Consider the following 20123-nt stretch of genomic DNA (forward strand, 5'->3'; position numbering starts at 1 on the left):
AGGGGCGGCGGGGGCGAAAACCCATGACCCAGCCCCCGCAGGAAAGCCGCTCCTACGCCGGAGGCGCCCCGTACGGACTCTGCTGATACGGATCGGGATCCGGATCTCGCGGCCCGAACAGCGCCGTCACCCCGAGATGGACCAGCAGCGCCCCCACGGACCAGGCCAGCAACGCCCCCTTGGCCCCGAGTTCCAGCGGCGCCGAGAACGTGACTCCCTTGCCGACCTCCTTGGCATGGGCCACCACGTCCTGCGTGGGCCCGAGCCAGACCCCGAGCCGCCATGCGAGCAACGAGCCGAGCACCCCACCGAGCGTGAGCGCGACGACGATCGGGATACCCCCGCGCCGCCGCACCAGGAACACGACCAGCGCACTGACGAGCCCGAACCCGAGCGCGAGCAGAGCGAACGTCCCGTCCACTCCGATGGCCTGCTCCCCCTCCGTGTCCTTGAGATAGACCGTGGACGCGTCCGAGACCAGCGGCACCTCGGGGGCCAGCCACCACCACAGCACGCCGAGCAGCGCCCCACCGAGCGCCATGGCGATCGTGATGACGGCGGCCTCCCGCACTTCGGTCTTCATCCCGGGGCCGTCCTCCTGATAACCGACGTGTCCGGCCGCGCCGGCGGCGGGCGGCGGCGCCGGCCATGCGTGATGCGGCGGCTGGTACGCCGGAGACTGCTGATCCGAAGACTGCTGATCCGAAGACTGCTGATCCGGAGTCTGGCGATGCGGCGGCTGGGGCGGAGTAAGCGGTGCGGTCACCCTGCCATCGTGCCAGGCTCGTCTGTCGACCGCGTCACCGGACGGCCGCCCGGCGATAGGCCCAGGTCGCGACGGCCAGCGAGGCGACCCCGACCCCCGCGCACACGGCGAGGTCGAGCACGACGACACCCCAGTCGGGATGCGCCCCGAAGGTCAGCCCAAGAGCCTCGACGCCGTACGTGGACGGCAGCAGATCACGCGCGTACTGGACGACCCCCGGCAACCGGTCCGCCGGCAGCACCCCGAGCAGCAGCGCCGCCGACATCCCCAACTGCCCGAGCAACGTGGCGAGTTCGGGTCGCGGCGCAAGCAGCCCGAGTGCCGCCCCGAGCCCGGCGAGTGCCGCGCCGGCGAGCGGGATCACCGCGACGAGGATCCACAGATGCGTCATCGGCAGCCCGAAGAGCACACATCCGAAGACGGCGGTGACAACGGTCCCCGGCACGGTGAAGGAGGCGTACGCACCCGCCGCACCCAGCACCACGGCCGCCGGCGGCACCGGCAGCGTCGCGTAGTGATCGAGTCCGCCGCTGGCACGCAGCTGCCCGAAGTACTGGGCGAGCAGATTGAGCGCGACGAACGCGACGACGAGAACCGACGAGCCCGCCACCACGGCCCGCGCCTCACCCCCGCCGTCCACCACGCCGCGCATCAGGACCATGATCCCGACGGACTGGAAGGTGGCCACGAACAACAGCGGTATCCGCGCGACCCGGGCCCGGGAGAGCTGCGCCCGGTACACGGCGCACAGCGCGGGCCACAGCCGCGCCTTCGGTCCGAGCACGGCGGCTTCTTCCGCGGCGGCGGCCTCAACGGGGAGGGCGCGGCCCGGCAGGACCTCGGCGGGTACGACACTCACGTCGAGCGGCTCCTGTTCGCTTCAGCGGTCGTCCTGTTCCGTACGGCCACGGAGGCCCGAACACTCATGCCTTCACCAACCAACACTCACGCCTTGACCAGCCCCCGTACATTTCCCACGCTCCCGCCCAGCGCCAGATACACGTCTTCGAGGCTCGGGGTGGCGAGCGTGAAGTCGTCCAGGGCGGCGAACGCGGCACCACCGGTGACGGCGGCGACGGCGGCCCGGGCCTCTTCGGGGGCGAGGCGCAGCGCCCAGCGGCGGCCGGACTCGACGGCGCGGTCGCGCAGGGCGGCGACCTCGGGGACGTCGAGGGGCGCGCGCTCGCGCCAGACGAGTTCGACGTGCACCTCGCCCGCGACCTTCTCCTTCAGCCCGGAGGGGGTGTCGCAGGCGATGACGCGGCCCTGGTCCATCACGGCGACGCGGTCGAGGACCGTCTCGGCCTCGATGACATTGTGGGTGACCAGCAGAACCGTCGTACCGTGCTCGGCCCGCCGCCGGTCGACGGCGCTCCAGACGGCGCGGCGTGCGATCGGGTCCATGCCGCTGGTCGGCTCGTCGAGGACGAACAGCGGCCGCTCCCCCACGAGCGTGGCGGCGAAGCAGGCGAGCCGCCGCTGCCCGCCGGACAGCTTCCTCAGCGGCCGCGAGGCCAGGCCGGTGAGGCCCAGCTCCTCGAGGACGGCGTCCCGCTCGGCCCGCGCGCCGCGCACATCGAGCCCGCGCAGCCGCCCGGTGGTCTCCACGGCGAGCGACACCGTCAGCTCGTCGAGCGCGGTGGACTCCTGCCCGAGGTACGCGAGGATCCGCGCCGCCCGCTCGGGATGGCGCACGATGTCGTGCCCGAGGATCTCGACGCTGCCGCGGTCCGGGCGCATCAGGCCCGTCAGCTGCCGTACGAGGGTGGACTTGCCGGCGCCGTTCGGCCCCAGCAGCCCGAAGATCTCACCGCGCCGGATGTCGATCCCCACGCCGTCCGTGGCCCGCACCTCGGGCGTCCCTGGTGCCCCGCGCCGCCCGCGCACCGCCGGATAGGTCTTGGTCAGATCCCGCACCGCGCACACGACATCCCCACCGTGCCCGTGCCGGGCTGCCTGTGCGGTGCGCGTACTCACGAGGGTCGAGACTACGGGGTCACGGGCGGCGCATCACGCTCGGGTCACCATCGGGGTCGAAACCGGGACACCGCGCCGCGCCCCGTAAGGGGCGCGGGGAACTGCGCGACCAGCCACGACGCACCCGCAGTCGCCTACGAACAGATGCCCCGAGCTACTAGGCGCTCACTCCCCAGCGGGAGCGGGTTCCGCAGCCGTACGCACATCCACCTCCCGCCAAAACCCCGCCCGGATCGCATACCGGTCATGCTCGTCGATCTGGTCGTCCTTGTGCGCGAGCAGCCCGAACCGCGCCGCGTACCGCAGCAGCTCCCCGTCGATCCGGTGCGGCACCCGCGGATACATCGTGGACAGCTTCTGCAGCTGCGCCTGGTCCGACAGCCGCCCCATCCACCGCCGCGCGAACACCTGCCCGACCTCGTACGGATCCCCGCCCACCGTCGTGATGTCCTCCTCACGGTCGGCCCACCGCTGCTCGGCCGTCGTGAGCTGCGCGAGCGTCGGCAGCGACGCGGCGTCCGCGGACTCGGCGGCGCCGCCGGGCCGGTCGACCCACCCCTTGTCGGACGACCACCGCAGCGTGGCGTTCGCGGGATGCTGGGCGGTCTGCGTACCGGGCGCGCGCAACGCCGCCAGATCCTTCGGCGTCGGCACCCCCTTCGCGGCCGGCACCCGCTCCTCCGTGCCGTTCTCACTCGGCGCCGTCTGCGGGTGCTGCGGCTCCCGCTCGCCCCGCTCGCCACCGGAGGACAGCGAGGACTCGGGCAGCGGCGCGGAGAGGATCGCGGCGATCTCGGGCCGCGGCGCGGGCGGCGGCGCACAGATCCCGCCGAACTCCTTGGCCCGCACGGCCTTGGTGATCCAGGTCCGGTCGAGTACGCGGCGCTCGTCGGCCTCCGCGACCAGGTCCTCCGACTGGTTGTAGTCGCCGTCGGCGGCCTGCACGGCCCACAGGTGTACGGCGACTCCGTGCTCCTTGGCGGCCATCATGCCCGGCAGCAGATCCCCGTCGCCCGTCACCAGGACCACGTCGGAACAGGCCCGGTTGCGCGCCAGCTCGGTGAGCTCGGCGTGCATGGCGGCATCGACGCCCTTCTGCGCCCATCGTCCGTCACTGCGGGTAAGTGCACCGAGACGCACGGTCACCCGCGGCATCACACGCAGCCTGCGGTGCTCGGGCTGCGGTACGCGGTCGGGAGCACCGTCGAACCAGTAGATGCGCAACAGGGGCCGTTCCGTGTCGGACTCGGCGCGCTCGCGCAGCCCCTGGATCAGGGCGGCGTGGTCGACGGTGATCCGGGACCTCGAAGGCTCCCCGGCGAGAAGACTCGCGGCGGCCCCGAGCAGATACCCGGCGTCCACCAGGACGATGCAGCGGTCCACGCGATCCACCCTCTTTCCGGGAGGTTTGCTTCGGGCTTCCTTCGAGTCTGCCCGACTGCGCGGAGGTTAACGGCCGGAACTCGATCTTCGGCGTGGCGTATCCGCAGTTCACTCTCCGACAGGCCTTATTACGCACGGTAATTCTCTGACATGCGTGACTTCTCACCCTATGTGAATCTGATCCCGGTCCTGGCCCCCCAGGCAGACCACAGGAGGCAGATCCCCATGGCCAAGAACAAGAACCGCAAGCAGGGCGGACCGGAACAGCGCGGCGCAACGGAGCAGACCCAGCGCGGAGCCGAGCGGTCGGCACCCCCCGGGGAGCAGAACGACGCGGCGCCGAGCCCCGCCCAGTTTGCCTCCGGTGGTAAGCGGCGGAAGAAGTTCGGCCACAACTAGCCATGGCGCCAGGCATACAGCGAGGGGCGCGCCCACCACGGGCGCGCCCCTCGTCGTCTTCAGTGCTCGTGCTCAGTGCTCGTCGTGCCGGAGGTTCGCAGCCGCTGCACGGGCGCTCAGCCTGCCAGGCAGGACGGTCCGAGCAGCACCTTCAAGTCCCCGAAGAGCGCCGGGTCCGGCTTCACCCGGTGCCGGTCGAGCCGCAGCACCGTGGTCTTGCGCGGACCCTGGAGCTTGATGCGCACCTCGCTGTCGCCCCTGTGGTGGCTGAGGATCTCGCCGAGCCGGCTGACCATGGGCGGGGTGACCTTCAGCGCCGGAATCGTCAGGATCACGGGGGCGTTGGTGCCCGCGTTCGACAGATCCGGTACCTGGAGTTCCATGGCGACGAGGCGGGGGACGTCCTCGCGTTTGTCGAGGCGTCCCTTGACGAAGACCACGGCGTCCTCGACGAGTTGAGTGGACACCAGCTGGTAGGTGGCGGGGAAGAACATGCACTCGATGGAGCCGGCCAGGTCCTCGACGGTGGCGATGGCCCAGGCGTTGCCCTGCTTGGTCATCTTGCGTTGCAGGCCGGAGATGATGCCGCCGATGGTGACGACCGCGCCGTCAGCGAAGTCGCCGCCGGTGAGCTGGGCGATGCCGGCGTCCGCCTTGTCGGACAGCACGTGTTCCAGGCCGAACAGCGGGTGGTCGGAGACGTACAGGCCGAGCATCTCCCGTTCCTGGGCGAGCAGGTAGGCCTTGTCCCACTCGTCCTCGGTGAAGGTGACGTCCAGGCCGAAGCCGGGCTCGCTGGTGTCCGCCTCGCCCATGCCGCCGAAGAGGTCGAACTGGCCCTCGGCCTCCTTGCGTTTGACCTGCACCACGTTGTCGATCATCGGCTCGAACTGGGCGGTCAGGCCCTTGCGGGTGTGTCCCATGCTGTCGAACGCGCCGGCCTTGATCAGTGATTCGGTGGTGCGCTTGTTGCAGACGACCGCTTCGACCTTGTCGAGGTAGTCGGGGAAGGAGGCGTATTTACCCTTGGCCTTGCGGGAGCGGATGATCGACTCGACGACGTTGGTGCCGACGTTGCGCACCGCGGAGAGGCCGAAGAGGATCACGTCGTCGCCCTGCGCGGCGAAGTTGGACATGGACTCGTTGACGTTGGGCGGCAGCACCTTGATGCCCATGCGCCGGCACTCGTTGAGGTAGACGGCCGACTTGTCCTTGTCGTCCTTGACCGAGGTGAGCAGCGCGGCCATGTACTCGGCGGGGTAGTTCGCCTTCAGGTACGCGGTCCAGTACGAGACGAGTCCGTACGCGGCCGAGTGGGCCTTGTTGAACGCGTAGCCGGCGAAGGGGACCAGCACGTCCCACAGGCCCTGGATCGCCTCGTCGCTGTAGCCGTTCTTCCGGGCGCCTGCCTGGAAGAGGACGAAGTTCTTCGCCAACTCGTCGGGCTTCTTCTTGCCCATCACTCGGCGCAGGATGTCGGCCTCGCCCAGCGAGTAACCGGCGATGATCTGGGCGGCCTTCTGCACCTGCTCCTGGTAGACGATCAGGCCGTAGGTGACCGCCAGGACCTCCTCGAGCGGCTCCTCGAGCTCCTTGTGGATCGGCGTGATCTCCTGGCGGCCGTTCTTGCGCTCCGCGTAGTTGATGTGCGAGTTCATGCCCATCGGGCCCGGCCGGTAGAGGGCCGAGACAGCGGAGATGTCCTCGAAGTTGTCGGGCTGCATCTGGCGGAGCAGCGAGCGCATGGGACCGCCGTCGAACTGGAAGACGCCGAGGGTGTCACCGCGGCAGAGCAGTTCGAAGGTCTTGGGATCGTCCAGCGAAAGGGAGAGCATCTCCAGGTCGATGCCCTTGTTGGCCTTCACCATCTTGATGGCGTCGTCCATGATCGTGAGGTTGCGCAGGCCCAGGAAGTCCATCTTCAGCAGGCCGAGCGATTCACACTGCGGGTAGTCCCACTGGGTGATGGTCACGCCGTCGGTGTGCCGCACCCAGATCGGGGCATGGTCGACGATGGGTTCGCTGGACATGATCACGCCCGCCGCGTGCACGCCCATCTGCCGGACCAGGCCCTCGACGCCCTTGGCGGTGTCGATGACCTTCTTCACGTCCGGCTCGTTCTCGTACATCGCCCGGATCTCGCCCGCCTCGCTGTAGCGCGGGTGCGAAGGGTCGGTGATGCCGTTCAGGTCGATGCCCTTGCCGAGGACGTCGGCGGGCATGGCCTTGGTGAGCCGGTCGCCCATCGCGTACGGGTAGCCCAGCACGCGCGCGGAGTCCTTGATGGCGTTCTTCGCCTTGATCTTTCCGTACGTGCCGATCATGGCGACCTTGTCGGCGCCGTACTTCTCCGTCACATACCGGATCACTTCCACGCGCCGGCGCTCGTCGAAGTCGATGTCGACATCGGGCATGGAGACGCGCTCGGGGTTGAGGAACCGCTCGAAGATCAGACCGTGCGGGATCGGGTCCAGGTCGGTGATGCCCATGGCGTACGCGACGATCGAGCCGGCCGCGGAGCCTCGGCCGGGGCCGACCGCGATGCCCTGCTCCTTGGCCCACATGATGAAGTCGGCGACCACGAGGAAGTAGCCCGGGAACCCCATCTGGATGATGACGTCCATCTCGTACTCGGCCTGCTTCTGGCGGTCCTCGGGGATGCCACCGGGGAAGCGGCGCTCCATCCCTCGCCGGACCTCTTCCTGGAACCAGGTGACTTCGGTGTAGCCCTCCGGGATGTCGAACTTCGGCATGAGGTTCTTGGTCTCGAACATGCCGGTGGTGTCGATCTGCTCGGCCACCAGCAGCGTGTTCGCACACCCCTGCTGCCAGGCGTCCGAGGAGTCGATGGCGTACATCTCGTCGGTCGACTTCAGGTAGTAGCCGGTGCCGTCGAACTTGAACCGGTCCGGATCCGAGACGTTCTTGCCGGTCTGGATGCACAGCAGCGCGTCGTGCGCGGCCGCCTCGTGCGGATACGTGTAGTGCGAGTCGTTGGTCACCAGCGGCGGAATACCCAGCTTCTTGCCGATCTCCAGCAGCCCGTCCCGCACCCGCCGCTCGATCTCGATGCCGTGGTCCATCAACTCCAGGAAGTACCGGTCCTTGCCGAAGATGTCCTGGTACTCGGCGGCCGCCTTCAACGCCTCGTCGAACTGCCCAAGACGCAGCCGGGTCTGCAGCTCACCGGACGGACACCCGGTGGAGGCGATCAGCCCCTCCGACCACTGGGAGATCGTCTCCTTGTCCATCCGCGGCCACTTCTGCAGCCAGCCCTCCGCATACGCGTCCGAGGACAGCTTGAACAGATTGTGCAGCCCGGTCTTGTTCGCCGCCCAGATCGTCTTGTGCGTGTAGCCACCGGAGCCGGACACGTCGTCCCGCTTCTGGTGCGGCTGCCCCCACTGGATCTTCCGCTTGTTGCGCCGCGACTCCGGCGCCACATACGCCTCGATCCCGATGATCGGCGTCACCCCGGCCTTCTGCGCCGAGTGGAAGAAGTCGTACGCCCCGTGCAGGTTGCCGTGGTCGGACATGGCGATGTGCGTCATGCCCATCTCGTTGCACGCGTCGAACATGTCCTTCAGCCGCGCGGCACCGTCCAGCAGCGAGTACTGGGTGTGGACGTGCAAGTGCGTGAACGGCGGCTTTGACACGGTTTCGGCCTCCAAGGCGAACGGACGTCGACGGGGGTCCGACAGGCTGCGGACAGTCTGGGGGACAGCGTCGAAGTCTATGCCTCGGCACTGACAATTCGAGGGCTGCCCTGCGTACGTTCACATGCGGGACACGGGCACTCCCGCGTACCTTCGTCCGTTGGAAGGGGACGGGCGATTCCGTCCCACTTGTCATGCGTCACCTGCACCTGGAGGCACCCCGCGATGTCGGATCCGCAGCTCAGCGCCGAGCAACGCGGCGAACAGATCCTCGCCGTCTTCGACACCGCCTTCGGCGAGCTGCTGGCCGCCGATCCGGCCGCGTTCCGCGTGAAGTTCCGGAAGATGGCCGCCTCGGCCTTCGCCTTCTACCGGGGTACGGCGGGCCTCTTTTACCACGACCTGGAGCAGGAGAAGCGGGGTGGGCCGTATCTGGACGAGCGCACCTCGCGCGTGTGGATCCACGGCGACCTGCACGCCGAGAACTTCGGTACGTACATGGACGCCCAGGGCCGCCTGATCTTCAACGTGAACGACTTCGACGAGGCGTACGTGGGCCCCTTCACCTGGGACCTCAAGCGCCTCGCGGCCTCCGTGGCGCTGATCGGGTACGCGAAGGCGCTCAGCGACGAGCAGATCACCGAGCTGGTGCGGATCTACGCGGCGTCGTACCGCGACCGGATCCACGCGCTCGCGACGGGCGCCAAGAGCGACGAGGTCCCGCCCTTCACGCTGGACACCGCCCAGGGCCCGCTCCTGGACGCGCTGCGTGACGCGCGCTCGCTGACCCGCTTCGGTCTCCTGGAGTCGATGACCGAGATCCGCGACTTCGAGCGCCGCTTCGCGGCGGGCGGCGGCTCCATCGAGCTGGACGCGGCCACGCGCTACAAGGTGCTCGCGGCCTTCGACGGCTACCTGGAGACGCTGCCGGAGTCCTCCCTGGCCCGCCCGGACTCGTACCGCGTGAAGGACGTCGTCGGCCGCCGCGGCATCGGCATCGGCTCGGCCGGTCTGCCCTCGTACAACATCCTTCTGGAGGGCGCCACCGACGCCCTGGAGAACGATGTGGTGATCTACATCAAGCAGGCCCAGACGCCGGCCGTCTCCCGGCACATCACGGACGCGGCGATCCGCGAGTACTTCCAGCACGAGGGCCACCGCACGGTGATCTCGCAGCGTGCCCTCCAGGCGCACGCCGACCCGTGGCTCGGCTGGACGGAGCTGGACGGCGCGGGCCAGCTGGTCGCCGAGGTGTCGCCGTACGCCGTGGATCTGGACTGGGGCGACATCGACGAACCGGAGGAGATCGCGGCGGTCGTCGCCGACCTGGGCCGGGCCACCGCCACCATGCACGCGGCGGCGGACGACGAGAGCGGCCACTCCGAGCTGGTGCCGTTCTCCACGGAGCGGGCCATCGACGCGGCGATCGCGGCGGACGAGGCGGGTTTCGGAGACCTCCTGGTGGACTTCGCCCACGCGTACGGGGCACGCGCGCGTGCCGACCACCAGATCTTCGTGGACCTGTTCCGCAACGGACGGATTCCAGGGCTGTAGACCTGCTGCAGACCGGTAACCGCCCACTCACTCACAGGGAGCTTTTAGCGCTCCCTTACAGGAGTACGTGACACACTCTCCACCGCTATGGACATATCCGGGACCCAGCTGAGAGCCGTACGCGCGGCGCTGTTCACGGCAGTCGTCGTGACGCTCTCCGTCGCGTCGCACGTGTTGCTGTCCCGGGTCCCGCTGCCGCTCACCACCGTGGCCGCGCTCGCTGTCGCCGTCTTCGTCATCGCGTACGCACTGGCGGGCCGCGAGCGCGGCTTCGGGCGGATCGCCGCCCTGCTGATCCCGCTGGAGCTGGCCGCCGACACGCTGTTCACCGCGGGCCAGCACGCCTGTTATGGCCGGGCGGGCGGCCCGGTCACGGGTCCGCTGCGCTCGGTCGGCCTCGACGTCCTGTGCGGCGGCGAGGTCGGCACCCCGCTGGCCCGGGTGACAGGCGAGGGTGACCGTGCGGCCGCTCTCCTCGCCCACGCCGGCCCGGCCGCCGCCTGGCTGCTGCTGGGCGCACACGTCGGCGTCGGCCTCCTCGCGGCCGCCTGGCTGCGGCGCGGCGAGCGGGCCCTGGCCCAACTCCTGTGCGCGGTCGCCACGTCCACGTTCCGGCCGCTGATGATCGCCGTCGCCACGGTGACCGTGCGGCCGGCTCCGGTACGCCGGCTGCCGCGCCCCGAGCGTCGTACGGGCGCTCCCCGCACCCACTTCTTCGTGCACTCCCTGGGACGGCGTGGACCGCCGTGCTCGGTCGCTTCCGCCTCAACGGCGTGAACAGCACCTGAGCACAACAGTCCACGTCCCCATGCCCTCACACGGAGAAAACGATCATGAGCAAGAGGAACAGCAAGGCAGAGAAGACGGCCGCCCGTGAGCGCCTGCGCCAGGAGCGCGAGCGCCAGGCCAAACGCGCCAAGATCAAGCGGCAGGTCATCGTGGCCTGCTCCGTCGTAGGTGTCCTCGCGATAGCCGGTGGCATCAGTTACGCCGTCGTACAGGGCAACCAGCCCTCGCAGTGGGAGGAGGCCGCCGACGCGAAGGTGGTCGCCCCGGCCCACACCTCGGGCAAGAACGGCACCACCGTGCTGATCGGCGAGTCCAAGTCCGACAACACGGTCCACCTCTACGAGGACCCGCGCTGCCCGGCCTGCGCGTCCTTCGAGCAGACCGTCGGCGACACCGTCAACAAGGGCATGGAGGACGGCGACTACAAGCTGTCGTTCACCATCGGCACCTTCCTCGACAAGAGCCTGAGCGGCGAGGGCTCGAAGAACGCGCTGAGCGCGCTCGGCGCCGCCCTGAACGTGAGCACCGACGCGTTCCTGGACTACAAGACCGCGCTGTACTCGGCGAAGTACCACCCGGAGGAGTCGAAGGACGAGTTCGCCAAGGACAGCTACCTGATCAAGGTGGCCGACACGGTGGACGCGCTGAAGAACAACAAGAAGTTCCAGGACGCCGTCGAGAAGGGCACGTACGACGCCTGGGCGATGAAGATGAGCAAGACCTTCGACACCGCCAAGGACGTCGAGGCGACCCCGACCATCAAGATCAACGACAAGAAGATCGAGAACCCGAGCTCCGTCGCCGCCTGGGAGGCGGCGCTCAAGGACGCGGGCGTCACCAAGTAACGCACGGCGTAAGAGAGGGCGAACTCCTCGGAGTTCGCCCTCTCTTCGCGTCTTTTGCCTTACCGAAGCCCTTACTGATCAGTAATCTGATCGGCCGTGACCAGTCGCATCAGATCTCACTCCAGCCCCGATTCTCCCAATCCTCCCCATGTGCCCGCGCCCCGCCGCCGTACGGTCGTCAAGGCCGCCGCAGCCGGCGCCGCCCTCGCGGCCCCGCTGGCCGCAGCGCTGCCGGCCCGCGCCGCCGAGGCCCCCGCGTTCCTGCACGGCGTCGCCTCCGGTGACCCGCTGCCCGACGGCATCCTGCTGTGGACCCGGGTGACGCCCACGGACGAGGCGACACCCGGCTCCGGGCTCGGCCCGGACGTCGAGGTGAGCTGGACCGTCGCCCTGGACAAGGCGTTCGCGAACATCGTCGCCAAGGGCTCCACCACCGCGTCCGCCGCCTCCGACCACACCGTCAAGGCGGACATACGCGGCCTCAAACCCGCCACGGACTACTGGTTCCGCTTCTCCAGCGGCGCCACCGACTCCCCGGCCGCCCGCACCCGCACCGCCCCGGCCAACGACGCGGCCGTGGCCGGCATGCGCTTCGGCGTGGTGTCCTGCGCCAACTGGGAAGCCGGCCACTTCTCGGCGTACCGGCACCTGGCCGCGCGCGGCGACCTGGACGCCTGGCTGCATCTGGGCGACTACATCTACGAGTACGGCACGGGTGAGTACGGGACGCGCGGCACCGTCATACGTACGCACGCCCCCGCCCACGAGATCCTCACGCTCGCCGACTACCGCACACGGCACGGGCGTTACAAGACCGACCCGGACCTCCAGGCCCTGCACCACGCGGCGCCCGTCATCGCCATCTGGGACGACCACGAGCTCGCCAACGACGCCTGGTCGGGCGGCGCCGAGAACCACACCGAGGGCGCGGAGGGCGCCTGGCCAGCCCGCCAGAAGGCCGCCAAGCAGGCCTACTTCGAGTGGATGCCGGTCCGGCCCGCGATCGCGGGCACGACCTACCGCCGGTTGCGCTTCGGCAAGTTGGCCGATCTCTCGCTGCTCGACCTGCGGTCGTTCCGCTCGCAGCAGGTGGCGGTCGGCAACGGCGGCGTCGACGACCCGGACCGTACGCTCACGGGCCGGGCGCAACTCGACTGGCTGAAGGCCGGGCTGACGGCGTCCGACACCACCTGGCGGCTGGTCGGCAACTCGGTGATGATCGCGCCGTTCGCCATCGGCTCGCTCTCCGCCGAGATCCTGAAACCGCTCGCGGAGCTGCTCGGCCTGCCCAAGGAGGGACTGGCCCTCATCACCGACCAGTGGGACGGCTACACCGACGACCGCCGCGAACTGCTCGCGCATCTGCGCAGCAACGCCATCCGCAACACCGTCTTCCTCACCGGCGACATCCACATGGCCTGGGCCAACGACGTGCCGTACAACGCCGGTACGTACCCCCTGTCCCCCTCCGCCGCCACCGAGTTCGTCGTCACCTCGGTCACCTCCGACAACCTGGACGACCTCGTCAACGTCCCCGAGGGCACCCTCTCCGCCGTGGCCGCACCCGTGATCCGCGCCGCCAACCGGCACGTCCACTGGGTCGACACCGACCGGCACGGCTACGGCGTCCTGGACCTCACCGCCGAGCGCGCGCAGATGGACTACTACGTCCTCTCCGACCGCACGAGCGCCAACGCCACGGCGTCCTGGGCCCGTTCGTACCGCACGCGCAGCGGCACACAGAAGGTCGAACGAGTGTACGGGCCGGTGAACTGAACGCTTCTCCGCACCGAAACGGCCCGGTACCCGCTTGTACGCCTACCGGGCCGTGGGTGCCCCAGCAGTGGTTGGTGAGCGTCGCAGAGCGTCTGAACTCCGGCCGGCGGAGTCCACCGGGTGTCCGGCCCGCCCACAGTCGGCGATCCTGGAACCGCCATAGACTCGAATGACCTCGGGACTTCACCCCCAGGAGGACGCGATGATGCGGCACACCCGACTGCCCGACGAGTCCGCGGACTATCTCGCCGCCCGCGAAGAACTCCGCCTCGCCGAGATCGACCTCATGCGCCACCGCGAGAAGGTCGCGGCCCAGCGGCGTGCGCTCCCCCAGGGGCCGCCGGTCGACGACTACGTCTTCGTCGAAGGCCCCGCCGACCTCGACGCGGGCGACACCCCCGTCCGCGAGGTCACCCTGAGCGGGCTCTTCACCGCCCCGGACCGGCCGCTGATCGTCTACCAGTTCATGTACGGCAAGGCGCAGACCGAGCCCTGCCCGATGTGCACCCTGTGGATCGACGGCTTCAACGGCGTCGCCCGTCACATCGCCCAGAACGCCGACTTCGCCATCGCCGCGGCCGCAGACCTGCCCGCCCTGCGGCAGCACGCCCGCAACCGGGGCTGGACCCGGCTACGCCTGCTGAGCTGCGGGGACAGCACCTTCAAGTACGACCTCGGCAGCGAGGACAAGGCCGGTGAGCAGGACTCCACCGTCTCCGTCTTCACCCGGGACGGCGACGGCACGATCCGCCACGTCTACTCCACCCACCCGCGCATGGCCGACGACATCGACGAGCGCGGCATCGACCTCCTCACCCCCGTCTGGCACCTCCTGGACCTGACGCCGGGCGGCCGCGGCGACTGGTACGCGGGACTGGACTACTGACGCCCACAGGCTCCGTCTCACTCAGCTTGTTCTGAGGCTGTCCAAGAAGCCGAGTGCCACCCGCCAGGTGGCCTCGGCGGCCTCCTCGTCGTAGTCAGGCAAGCTGGGGTCGGTGTAGATGTGACCGGCCCCCGCGTATCTGTAGACCTCCACGTCGGCGCCCGCCTTGCCCATCCGGAGATACCAGGCGGTCAGCCAGTCGTCGGGCTCGAAGGGGTCCGGCTCGGCGACATGCAGCTGGACCGGCAGCTGGTCCACGGACGCGTTCTCGGCGATGTCCGAGGTGCCGTGCAGCAGCAGGAGCCCGCGGGCCTTGTCGTCGCCGAGCGCCAGCGTCTGCGCGGTCGCGGCACCGAAGGAGAATCCGGCGTAGACGAGACCCCGCTCGGAGTACGGCGCGGCGGCCAGGATCGCGCGCTTGAGCAGCTCGTCCTTGCCTATCTCGTCCCTGAAGGCCATGCCCTCCTCGACGGTCTCGAACGTCCGCCCCTCGAAGAGGTCGGGCGTCCACACCTCGTGGCCCGCCGCGCGCAGCCGGTCCGCCGCGTCGCGCACCGCCTGCCGCAGCCCGAAGGTCGAGTGAAAGAGCATGATGTCCATGAGGCCATCGTGCCAGCCGGCACTGACAACGGTGCAAGAACGGGTCCGGGACGGGTCCGGGACCAGGGCTGCATGTCCATGGCGGGCCGGAGCCGGTTACCTTCGGAGGCATGGAGAACGTACTGCGCCCGCTGACCGTCGTCGGCGGCTCCGTCGTCCTCACCCTGGTCATCGGCTGGGCCGTGGACCGGCTGATGCGGCGTATCGACGACCAGCACAGCGAAACCCCGCTGTGGGGGCTGCTGCGCCGCGGCCGCATCCCCTTCCAGCTCGTACTGTGCACGGCTCTGCTGAGAGGCTCCTACGACCAGTCAGGGCTCTTCCCGTCCCACTCGACCGGCATCGGCCGCGCCCTGACGCTGGTGCTCATCGGATCCGCCGCATGGCTGGTGATCCGCACGACGGCGGCGATCGTCGAGACGTCGTACGTCCGTTACGCGAGCACCCACCGCGACCCGGCCCGGGTCCGCCGGGTGCGGACGCAGGTCACGCTGATCATGCGGGTGGTCTCCGCGATCGTCGGTGTGGTCGCGGTGGCCACGATGCTGCTCACCTTCCCGGCGATGCGCGCGGCCGGTGCCTCGCTGCTGGCGTCCGCCGGGGTCCTGGGCATCGTCGCCGGTATCGCCGCGCAGTCCACGCTCAGCAACCTCTTCGCCGGGCTGCAGATCGCCTTCGGCGACATGGTGCGGCTCGGCGACGTGGTGGTCGTTGAGGGCGAGTGGGGCACCGTCGACGAGATCACGCTGACGTTCCTGACCGTACGCACCTGGGACGAGCGCCGGATCACCATGCCTGTCTCCTACTTCACATCGAAGCCCTTCGAGAACTGGTCCCGCGGCGGCGCCCAGATGACCGGCACGGTCTTCCTGCACATCGACCACAGCGCCCCGCTGCCCGAGATGCGTGAGCGGCTCCGTGACATCCTGCGCGAATGCCCGGCCTGGGACGGCCGCCACTACGACCTGACCGTCACCGACTCGACCCCCACCACCATGGAGATACGCGCTCTGGTGACCGCCAAGGACCCGGACGACCTGTGGACGGTCCGGGTCGCGGTCCGCGAACAGCTGATCCGCTGGCTCACCGAGCACCACCCCTACGCGCTCCCCCGCGTCAACACGGCCGACGCGATCCTGCCACCCGGCTCCCTACCGGACGGCTCGGTACCGCGTACGAACCGGGGCCGCATCCACGCGCCACCCCGGTCGGAGCGCGGCTAGGCCGCGCCCCTTAGGGGCGCGGGGCTGTATCAGGCTAGTGCCCACGTTCCGCCCCGCCGTTGACCTGGATGATCTGGGCGGTGATGTGGGCGGCGGCCGGTGAGGCCAGCCAGTGGAGGGTCGAGGCGATGTCGCCGGGCGTTCCGGCGCGGCCGGTCGAGGTCTCCGCGATCAGCCGCTCACGGCGCGCCTCGTCCATGGTCTCGCCGAAGAACCCGGTGTCCTCGACATAGCCGGGCGCCACCACGTTCACGGTGATGCCGCGCGGCCCCAACTGCCGGGCCAGATCGAAGGCGTACGGGTGCAGCGCGGCCTTGGACGCGGCGTACGGCACGCTCCCGGACCCCCGGTACGCGGCGATCGAGCTGAGGAACAGCAACCGCCCGCCGGGCGACGCGAGCCGGTCCCGCAGCGCCTCGGTGAGCAGCGCCGACGTCAGCGTGTTCAGCCGGAAGTTGAGCGTCCAGTCGTACGCGGCGATCACGAGCGGATCGTCACTGCCGGCCTTCGGCTCGAGATACCCGGCACCGCCCGCGCTGTGCACGAGCACGTCGACGGTGCCGAACTCGGCGGCCACGAACCGCTCGACCCCGCGCACCCCTTCGACCGCGCTGAGGTCGGCCGCGTACGTGAGCGCCCCCGGCACATCCGCCTGCTCCAGGACCTCGGCGCGCCGCCCGAGCAGCAGCACCTGATCCCCGTCCGCCGCGAAGGCCCGGGCCGCCGCGAGACCGATCCCCGTACCGCCCCCGCTGATCACCACGTTGCGTGCCATGAGATCGATCTTACGAAGGCTCAGCTACGGGGGCAGCCGACAGCTACCGCGGCGGCTGAAGAGAACGCCGCATCGCCCGATGCGGAATCCCCGCTTCGGGATACTCCGGCCCGTACGCCACATACCCCAGCCGCTCGTAGAACCCCAGCGCATGCGTCTGCGCGTGCAGATCGACCGCCGTCAGCCCACGCGCGCGTGCCGCGTCCTCGATGCCCCGGACGAGCGCGATCCCGACGCCGAGCCCCCGCGCGGACTTCAGCACGGCGAGCCGCCCCAGAGACCCGACGACCGGGTCACCGCCGGTCTTGGCGGCCGCCCCTTCGCCGTACAGGAGGCGCCCGGCACCGATCGGCACCCCGTCCTCGCGGACGGCAAGGACATGGACGGCTTCGGCGTCGTACGCGTCGTACTCGAGGTCCTCGGGGACCTGCTGCTCGACGACGAAGACCTCCTTGCGCACCGAGAAGCAGGCCTCACGGTCGGCGAGGTCCTCGGCCACCCGCACCACGTACGACGCGGTCATGCGTAGCTCTCCTCGCGGACCTGGTCCAGCGCCTTCTGCAGGTCCGCGGGGTACTCGCATGCGAACTCGGCCCACTGCCCGTCTCCGGGGTGCTCGAAGCCGAGCCGCACGGCGTGCAGCCACTGCCGGGTGAGCCCGAGCCGCTTCGCGAGAGTCGGGTCCGCGCCGTACGTCAGGTCGCCCACGCAGGGATGCCGGTGGGCAGCCATGTGGACGCGGATCTGATGCGTGCGCCCGGTCTCCAGCTTGACGTCGAGCAATGAGGCCGCGCGGAACGCCTCGACCAGGTCGTAGTGCGTCACGGAGGGCTTGCCCTCGGCCGTGACCGCCCACTTGTAGTCGTGGGTCGGGTGCCGTCCGATGGGCGCGTCGATGGTGCCGCTGGTGGGGTCCGGGTGGCCCTGGACCAGCGCGTGGTAGCGCTTGTCGACCGTGCGCTCCTTGAACTGGCGCTTGAGCGACGTGTACGCGTACTCCGACTTGGCCACCACCATCAGCCCAGACGTGCCCACGTCCAGGCGGTGCACGATGCCCTGGCGCTCGGCGGCGCCGGATGTCGAGATGCGGTACCCGGCGGCCGCGAGTCCGCCGATCACCGTGGGGCCCGACCAGCCGGGACTGGGGTGCGCGGCGACCCCGACGGGCTTGACGATCACCACCACGTCATCGTCGTCGTGCACGATCTCCATGCCCTCGACAGGCTCGGCGACGATCTGCACGGGCGCGGGCGCCTGCGGCATCTCGACCTCCAGCCACGCACCCCCGTGCACCCGCTCGGACTTGCCGACCACCGTGCCGTCGACCAGCACCTTGCCTGCTGCGGCCAGCTCCGCCGCCTTGGTACGGGAAAACCCGAACATGCGTGAAATGGCGGCGTCGACGCGCTCGCCCTCCAGGCCGTCGGGCACGGGCAGGGTACGGATCTCGGGAACGGTGCTCACCCGTCGAGTATGCCGGACGGGACCGACAGCCCTTGCCAGAGCCTGTGGACAAGGCCCTGGAGCCCAGGCTTCACGCAGCGCATCACAGTGATGCGCTGATGCGCTGATGCGCTGTCCGGCGGCCTCAGCCCTTATGGACGGTGCCGTCCGGGTCGAGCCCCTTGAAGGACAGCAGCACGATCAGGATGCCGCCGCAGACGATCGCCGAGTCGGCCAGGTTGAACACCGCGAAGCCCTTGGGCGCGATGAAGTCGACGACCGCACCTTCGAAGACACCCGGCGAGCGGAAGATCCGGTCGGTCAGGTTGCCGAACGCGCCGCCGAGCAGCAGGCCCAGCGCGATCGCCCAGGGCAGGCTGTAGAGCTTGCGCGCGAGCCGGGCGATCACCACGATCACGGCCGCGGCGATCACCGTGAAGATCACGGTGAAGGCCTCTCCGAAGCCGAAGGCCGCGCCCGCGTTGCGGATCGCCTCGAACCTCAGCCAGTCCCCGATGACCTCGATCGGCTCGTGGTGCTCCAGCTTCGCGACGACGATCATCTTGCTGACCAGGTCCAGGGCGTACGCCAGGGCGGCGACCGAGAACAGCACGGCGATCCTGCGCCTGCCCCTGGGCCGCTCGGCCGGGGCCGCCGCCTCCTCCGAACCGGAGTCGGACCCTGACCGCCCGGCCGGCTCTTGCGTCCCCCGGGAGTCGGACCGCTCGCCCGACGCCGCGCTCTTGTCGGTGTGCTCCGGCTCGGCTCCAGCCGCCTCCGGGATATCCGGCGTACCGATGATGCGCTCCGCCTCTGCCACGTGAGTCCCTCAACCTAGGTGCCTGACTGAGGACGAGAGTACGGCACGGTTCCCCGCGGCCATGTGCTCCTGGGCGCACCTGGCCGATCAGTAGCGGCGTTCCGTCTTCTGCTTGCACTCGACGCACAAAGTGGCGCGCGGGAAGGCCTGCATACGTGCCTTGCCGATGGGATTGCCGCAGTTCTCGCACAGGCCGTACGTGCCCGCGTCCAGGCGGTCGAGGGCGCGCTCGGTCTGCTCCAGCATCTCCCGTGCGTTGGCCGCGAGCGCCATCTCGTGCTCGCGGGTGATGTTCTTGGTGCCGGTGTCCGCCTGGTCGTCGCCGGCTCCGTCCCCGGAGTCGCGCATCAGGCCCGCCAGGGACTGCTCGGAGTTCGTGATCTCGGCACGCAGCCGCACCACCTCCGAGAGCAGCTCCGCACGTGCCTCCGCGACCTCTTCCGAGGTCCAGGGGTCCTCGCCGGGGCGTACCGCGAGCTCGCCGGGCTCCACCGCGCCGACCCGTGCCTTGGGGACCGCGCCGGACTTGTCCGCAGCCGTGGCCATACCCGGAGTCTTCTTCGCAACCACCGTCGTGGCTCCCGTCGTCTTCGCGGCCTCGGCCGCACCCTCGGCCGCGGAAGCGACCGCCTTCTTGGCCGTACGTGTGCTCTTCCTGACCGCACCCTTGGAGGACCTCTTCGCGGGGGCACCCGCCGTGACGGCACCCTCCGCGCTCTTCGCAGCGCCGCCCTTCTTCCCGGCGCCACCCTTCTCGGCGACTTCCTCGACCCCGGTCTTCCCAGCCGCGGCCTTCGCGGCCACACCGGTGGTCTTCTTCACAGCGGTCTTCTTCACTGCCGCCTTCTTCACTGCCGTCTTCTTGGCCGGCGCCTTCTCGGGAACGGCCTTCTTCACTGCTGTCTTCTTGGCCGCCGCCTTCTCGGTGGCCCCCTTCTTGGTGGCCGATTTCTCACCGGCCGTCTTCGTAGCGGCCGTTTTCGTAGCGGCCCTCTTCGAAGCGCCCGCTTTCACCCCGGCCGCCCCTGTGGCCGCCGCCTTCGAAGCCGTCCTCTTCGATGCGCCGACTCCTGAACCAGCCGTCTTCGTAGCGGCCGTTTTCGTACTCGCGGTCTTCGTAGCGGCTGATTTCGTACCCACCGTCTTCTTGCCACTGGCCGTCTTCCTGGCCCCGGCCTCCCTCGCCGGTTCCGAACCGGCCGCCCTGGCCGACGCCTTCCCACCCCCAGCA

General features: G+C 69.7%; 18 protein-coding genes and 1 pseudogene. 7 read left to right on the forward strand and 12 right to left on the reverse strand.

Features of this window, described 5'->3' with window-relative positions; all coding sequences use genetic code 11:
- Positions 1-52 precede the first annotated feature (52 nt).
- From G5C60_RS26620 to G5C60_RS26635, 4 genes are all read right to left on the reverse strand, one after another.
- Positions 53-766 (reverse strand): AAA family ATPase, encoded by a 714-nt coding sequence (locus G5C60_RS26620; protein ID WP_165263450.1) that lies wholly within the window; start codon positions 764-766, stop codon positions 53-55.
- Between the two features lie 34 nt (positions 767-800).
- On the reverse strand, positions 801-1625 hold the full coding sequence (locus tag G5C60_RS26625) for an ABC transporter permease (protein WP_165263451.1): 825 nt from the start codon (positions 1623-1625) through the stop codon (positions 801-803).
- Between the two features lie 86 nt (positions 1626-1711).
- Entirely contained in the window at positions 1712-2743 is a 1032-nt protein-coding gene (locus G5C60_RS26630) for an ABC transporter ATP-binding protein (protein WP_338145931.1), read from the reverse strand.
- A 165-nt stretch (positions 2744-2908) separates the two neighbouring features.
- Positions 2909-4126: an NYN domain-containing protein gene (locus G5C60_RS26635; RefSeq protein ID WP_165263452.1), complete on the reverse strand. Its 1218-nt coding sequence runs from the start codon at positions 4124-4126 to the stop codon at positions 2909-2911.
- Positions 4127-4351: 225 nt separating this feature from the next.
- On the opposite strand from G5C60_RS26635, the gene G5C60_RS26640 reads away from it, so the two are divergent.
- Positions 4352-4525: a hypothetical protein gene (locus G5C60_RS26640; protein WP_165263453.1), complete on the forward strand. Its 174-nt coding sequence runs from the start codon at positions 4352-4354 to the stop codon at positions 4523-4525.
- A gap of 116 nt (positions 4526-4641) precedes the next feature.
- Here the strand turns inward: G5C60_RS26640 and dnaE are convergent, their stop codons facing one another.
- Positions 4642-8181: a DNA polymerase III subunit alpha gene (gene dnaE, locus G5C60_RS26645; RefSeq protein ID WP_165263454.1), complete on the reverse strand. Its 3540-nt coding sequence runs from the start codon at positions 8179-8181 to the stop codon at positions 4642-4644.
- Between the two features lie 225 nt (positions 8182-8406).
- Between dnaE and G5C60_RS26650 the strand changes: the two genes are divergently transcribed.
- The 5 genes from G5C60_RS26650 to G5C60_RS26670 all read left to right on the forward strand — a co-directional run bounded on the left by G5C60_RS26650 (position 8407) and on the right by G5C60_RS26670 (position 14031).
- Positions 8407-9735, forward strand: a complete 1329-nt coding sequence (locus G5C60_RS26650) for a DUF2252 domain-containing protein (RefSeq protein ID WP_165263455.1) — start codon at positions 8407-8409, stop codon at positions 9733-9735.
- 87 nt (positions 9736-9822) lie between these two features.
- Positions 9823-10512 (forward strand): hypothetical protein, encoded by a 690-nt coding sequence (locus G5C60_RS26655; RefSeq protein WP_165263456.1) that lies wholly within the window; start codon positions 9823-9825, stop codon positions 10510-10512.
- Between the two features lie 56 nt (positions 10513-10568).
- Entirely contained in the window at positions 10569-11369 is an 801-nt protein-coding gene (locus G5C60_RS26660) for a DsbA family protein (RefSeq protein WP_165263457.1), read from the forward strand.
- Between the two features lie 96 nt (positions 11370-11465).
- Positions 11466-13145 carry an alkaline phosphatase D family protein gene (locus G5C60_RS26665; RefSeq protein WP_165263458.1) on the forward strand — a complete coding sequence of 560 codons (1680 nt, stop codon included), beginning with the start codon at positions 11466-11468 and terminating at the stop codon, positions 13143-13145.
- A 169-nt stretch (positions 13146-13314) separates the two neighbouring features.
- On the forward strand, positions 13315-14031 hold the full coding sequence (locus G5C60_RS26670; protein WP_241267087.1) for a DUF899 family protein: 717 nt from the start codon (positions 13315-13317) through the stop codon (positions 14029-14031).
- Positions 14032-14052: 21 nt separating this feature from the next.
- On the opposite strand, the gene G5C60_RS26675 is transcribed toward G5C60_RS26670, so the two are convergent.
- Entirely contained in the window at positions 14053-14631 is a 579-nt protein-coding gene (locus G5C60_RS26675; protein WP_165263459.1) for a dienelactone hydrolase family protein, read from the reverse strand.
- A gap of 110 nt (positions 14632-14741) precedes the next feature.
- Here G5C60_RS26675 and G5C60_RS26680 point away from each other — a divergent pair, with 110 nt between their 5' ends.
- On the forward strand, positions 14742-15854 hold the full coding sequence (locus G5C60_RS26680) for a mechanosensitive ion channel family protein (protein ID WP_165263460.1): 1113 nt from the start codon (positions 14742-14744) through the stop codon (positions 15852-15854).
- A 34-nt stretch (positions 15855-15888) separates the two neighbouring features.
- On the opposite strand, the gene G5C60_RS26685 is transcribed toward G5C60_RS26680, so the two are convergent.
- From G5C60_RS26685 to G5C60_RS53735, 6 genes and pseudogenes are all read right to left on the reverse strand, one after another.
- The gene (locus G5C60_RS26685; RefSeq protein ID WP_165263461.1) at positions 15889-16629 is read right to left on the reverse strand and encodes an SDR family NAD(P)-dependent oxidoreductase; all 741 of its coding nucleotides are present in this window, start codon (positions 16627-16629) and stop codon (positions 15889-15891) included.
- 43 nt (positions 16630-16672) lie between these two features.
- Positions 16673-17152 carry a GNAT family N-acetyltransferase gene (locus G5C60_RS26690; RefSeq protein WP_165263462.1) on the reverse strand — a complete coding sequence of 160 codons (480 nt, stop codon included), beginning with the start codon at positions 17150-17152 and terminating at the stop codon, positions 16673-16675.
- Positions 17149-18093, reverse strand: a complete 945-nt coding sequence (locus tag G5C60_RS26695) for an RluA family pseudouridine synthase (RefSeq protein WP_165263463.1) — start codon at positions 18091-18093, stop codon at positions 17149-17151. The genes G5C60_RS26690 and G5C60_RS26695 overlap by 4 nt, the downstream gene beginning before the upstream one ends.
- Positions 18094-18217: 124 nt before the next feature.
- Positions 18218-18892, reverse strand: coding sequence for a signal peptidase II (gene lspA, locus G5C60_RS26700; RefSeq protein WP_165263464.1), 675 nt, complete (start codon positions 18890-18892; stop codon positions 18218-18220).
- Between the two features lie 87 nt (positions 18893-18979).
- Positions 18980-19789 (reverse strand): TraR/DksA family transcriptional regulator, encoded by an 810-nt coding sequence (locus G5C60_RS26705; protein WP_338145933.1) that lies wholly within the window; start codon positions 19787-19789, stop codon positions 18980-18982.
- A 55-nt stretch (positions 19790-19844) separates the two neighbouring features.
- A pseudogene (locus G5C60_RS53735) lies at positions 19845-20123 on the reverse strand (hypothetical protein); the annotation flags it as partial.

The organism is Streptomyces scabichelini, assembly GCF_011045015.1.
GTDB lineage: Bacteria > Actinomycetota > Actinomycetes > Streptomycetales > Streptomycetaceae > Streptomyces > Streptomyces scabichelini.

Excerpts from the sequence above, each read along its gene's own strand:
- G5C60_RS26640 (WP_165263453.1), top strand. The coding sequence starts at position 4,352 with ATGGCCAAGAACAAGAACCGCAAGCAGGGCGGACCGGAACAGCGCGGC.
- G5C60_RS26650 (WP_165263455.1), top strand. The coding sequence starts at position 8,407 with ATGTCGGATCCGCAGCTCAGCGCCGAGCAACGCGGCGAACAGATCCTC.
- G5C60_RS26655 (WP_165263456.1), top strand. The coding sequence starts at position 9,823 with ATGGACATATCCGGGACCCAGCTGAGAGCCGTACGCGCGGCGCTGTTC.
- G5C60_RS26660 (WP_165263457.1), top strand. The coding sequence starts at position 10,569 with ATGAGCAAGAGGAACAGCAAGGCAGAGAAGACGGCCGCCCGTGAGCGC.
- G5C60_RS26670 (WP_241267087.1), top strand. The coding sequence starts at position 13,315 with ATGACCTCGGGACTTCACCCCCAGGAGGACGCGATGATGCGGCACACC.
- G5C60_RS26675 (WP_165263459.1), bottom strand. The coding sequence starts at position 14,631 with ATGGACATCATGCTCTTTCACTCGACCTTCGGGCTGCGGCAGGCGGTG.
- G5C60_RS26680 (WP_165263460.1), top strand. The coding sequence starts at position 14,742 with ATGGAGAACGTACTGCGCCCGCTGACCGTCGTCGGCGGCTCCGTCGTC.
- G5C60_RS26685 (WP_165263461.1), bottom strand. The coding sequence starts at position 16,629 with ATGGCACGCAACGTGGTGATCAGCGGGGGCGGTACGGGGATCGGTCTC.
- G5C60_RS26690 (WP_165263462.1), bottom strand. The coding sequence starts at position 17,152 with ATGACCGCGTCGTACGTGGTGCGGGTGGCCGAGGACCTCGCCGACCGT.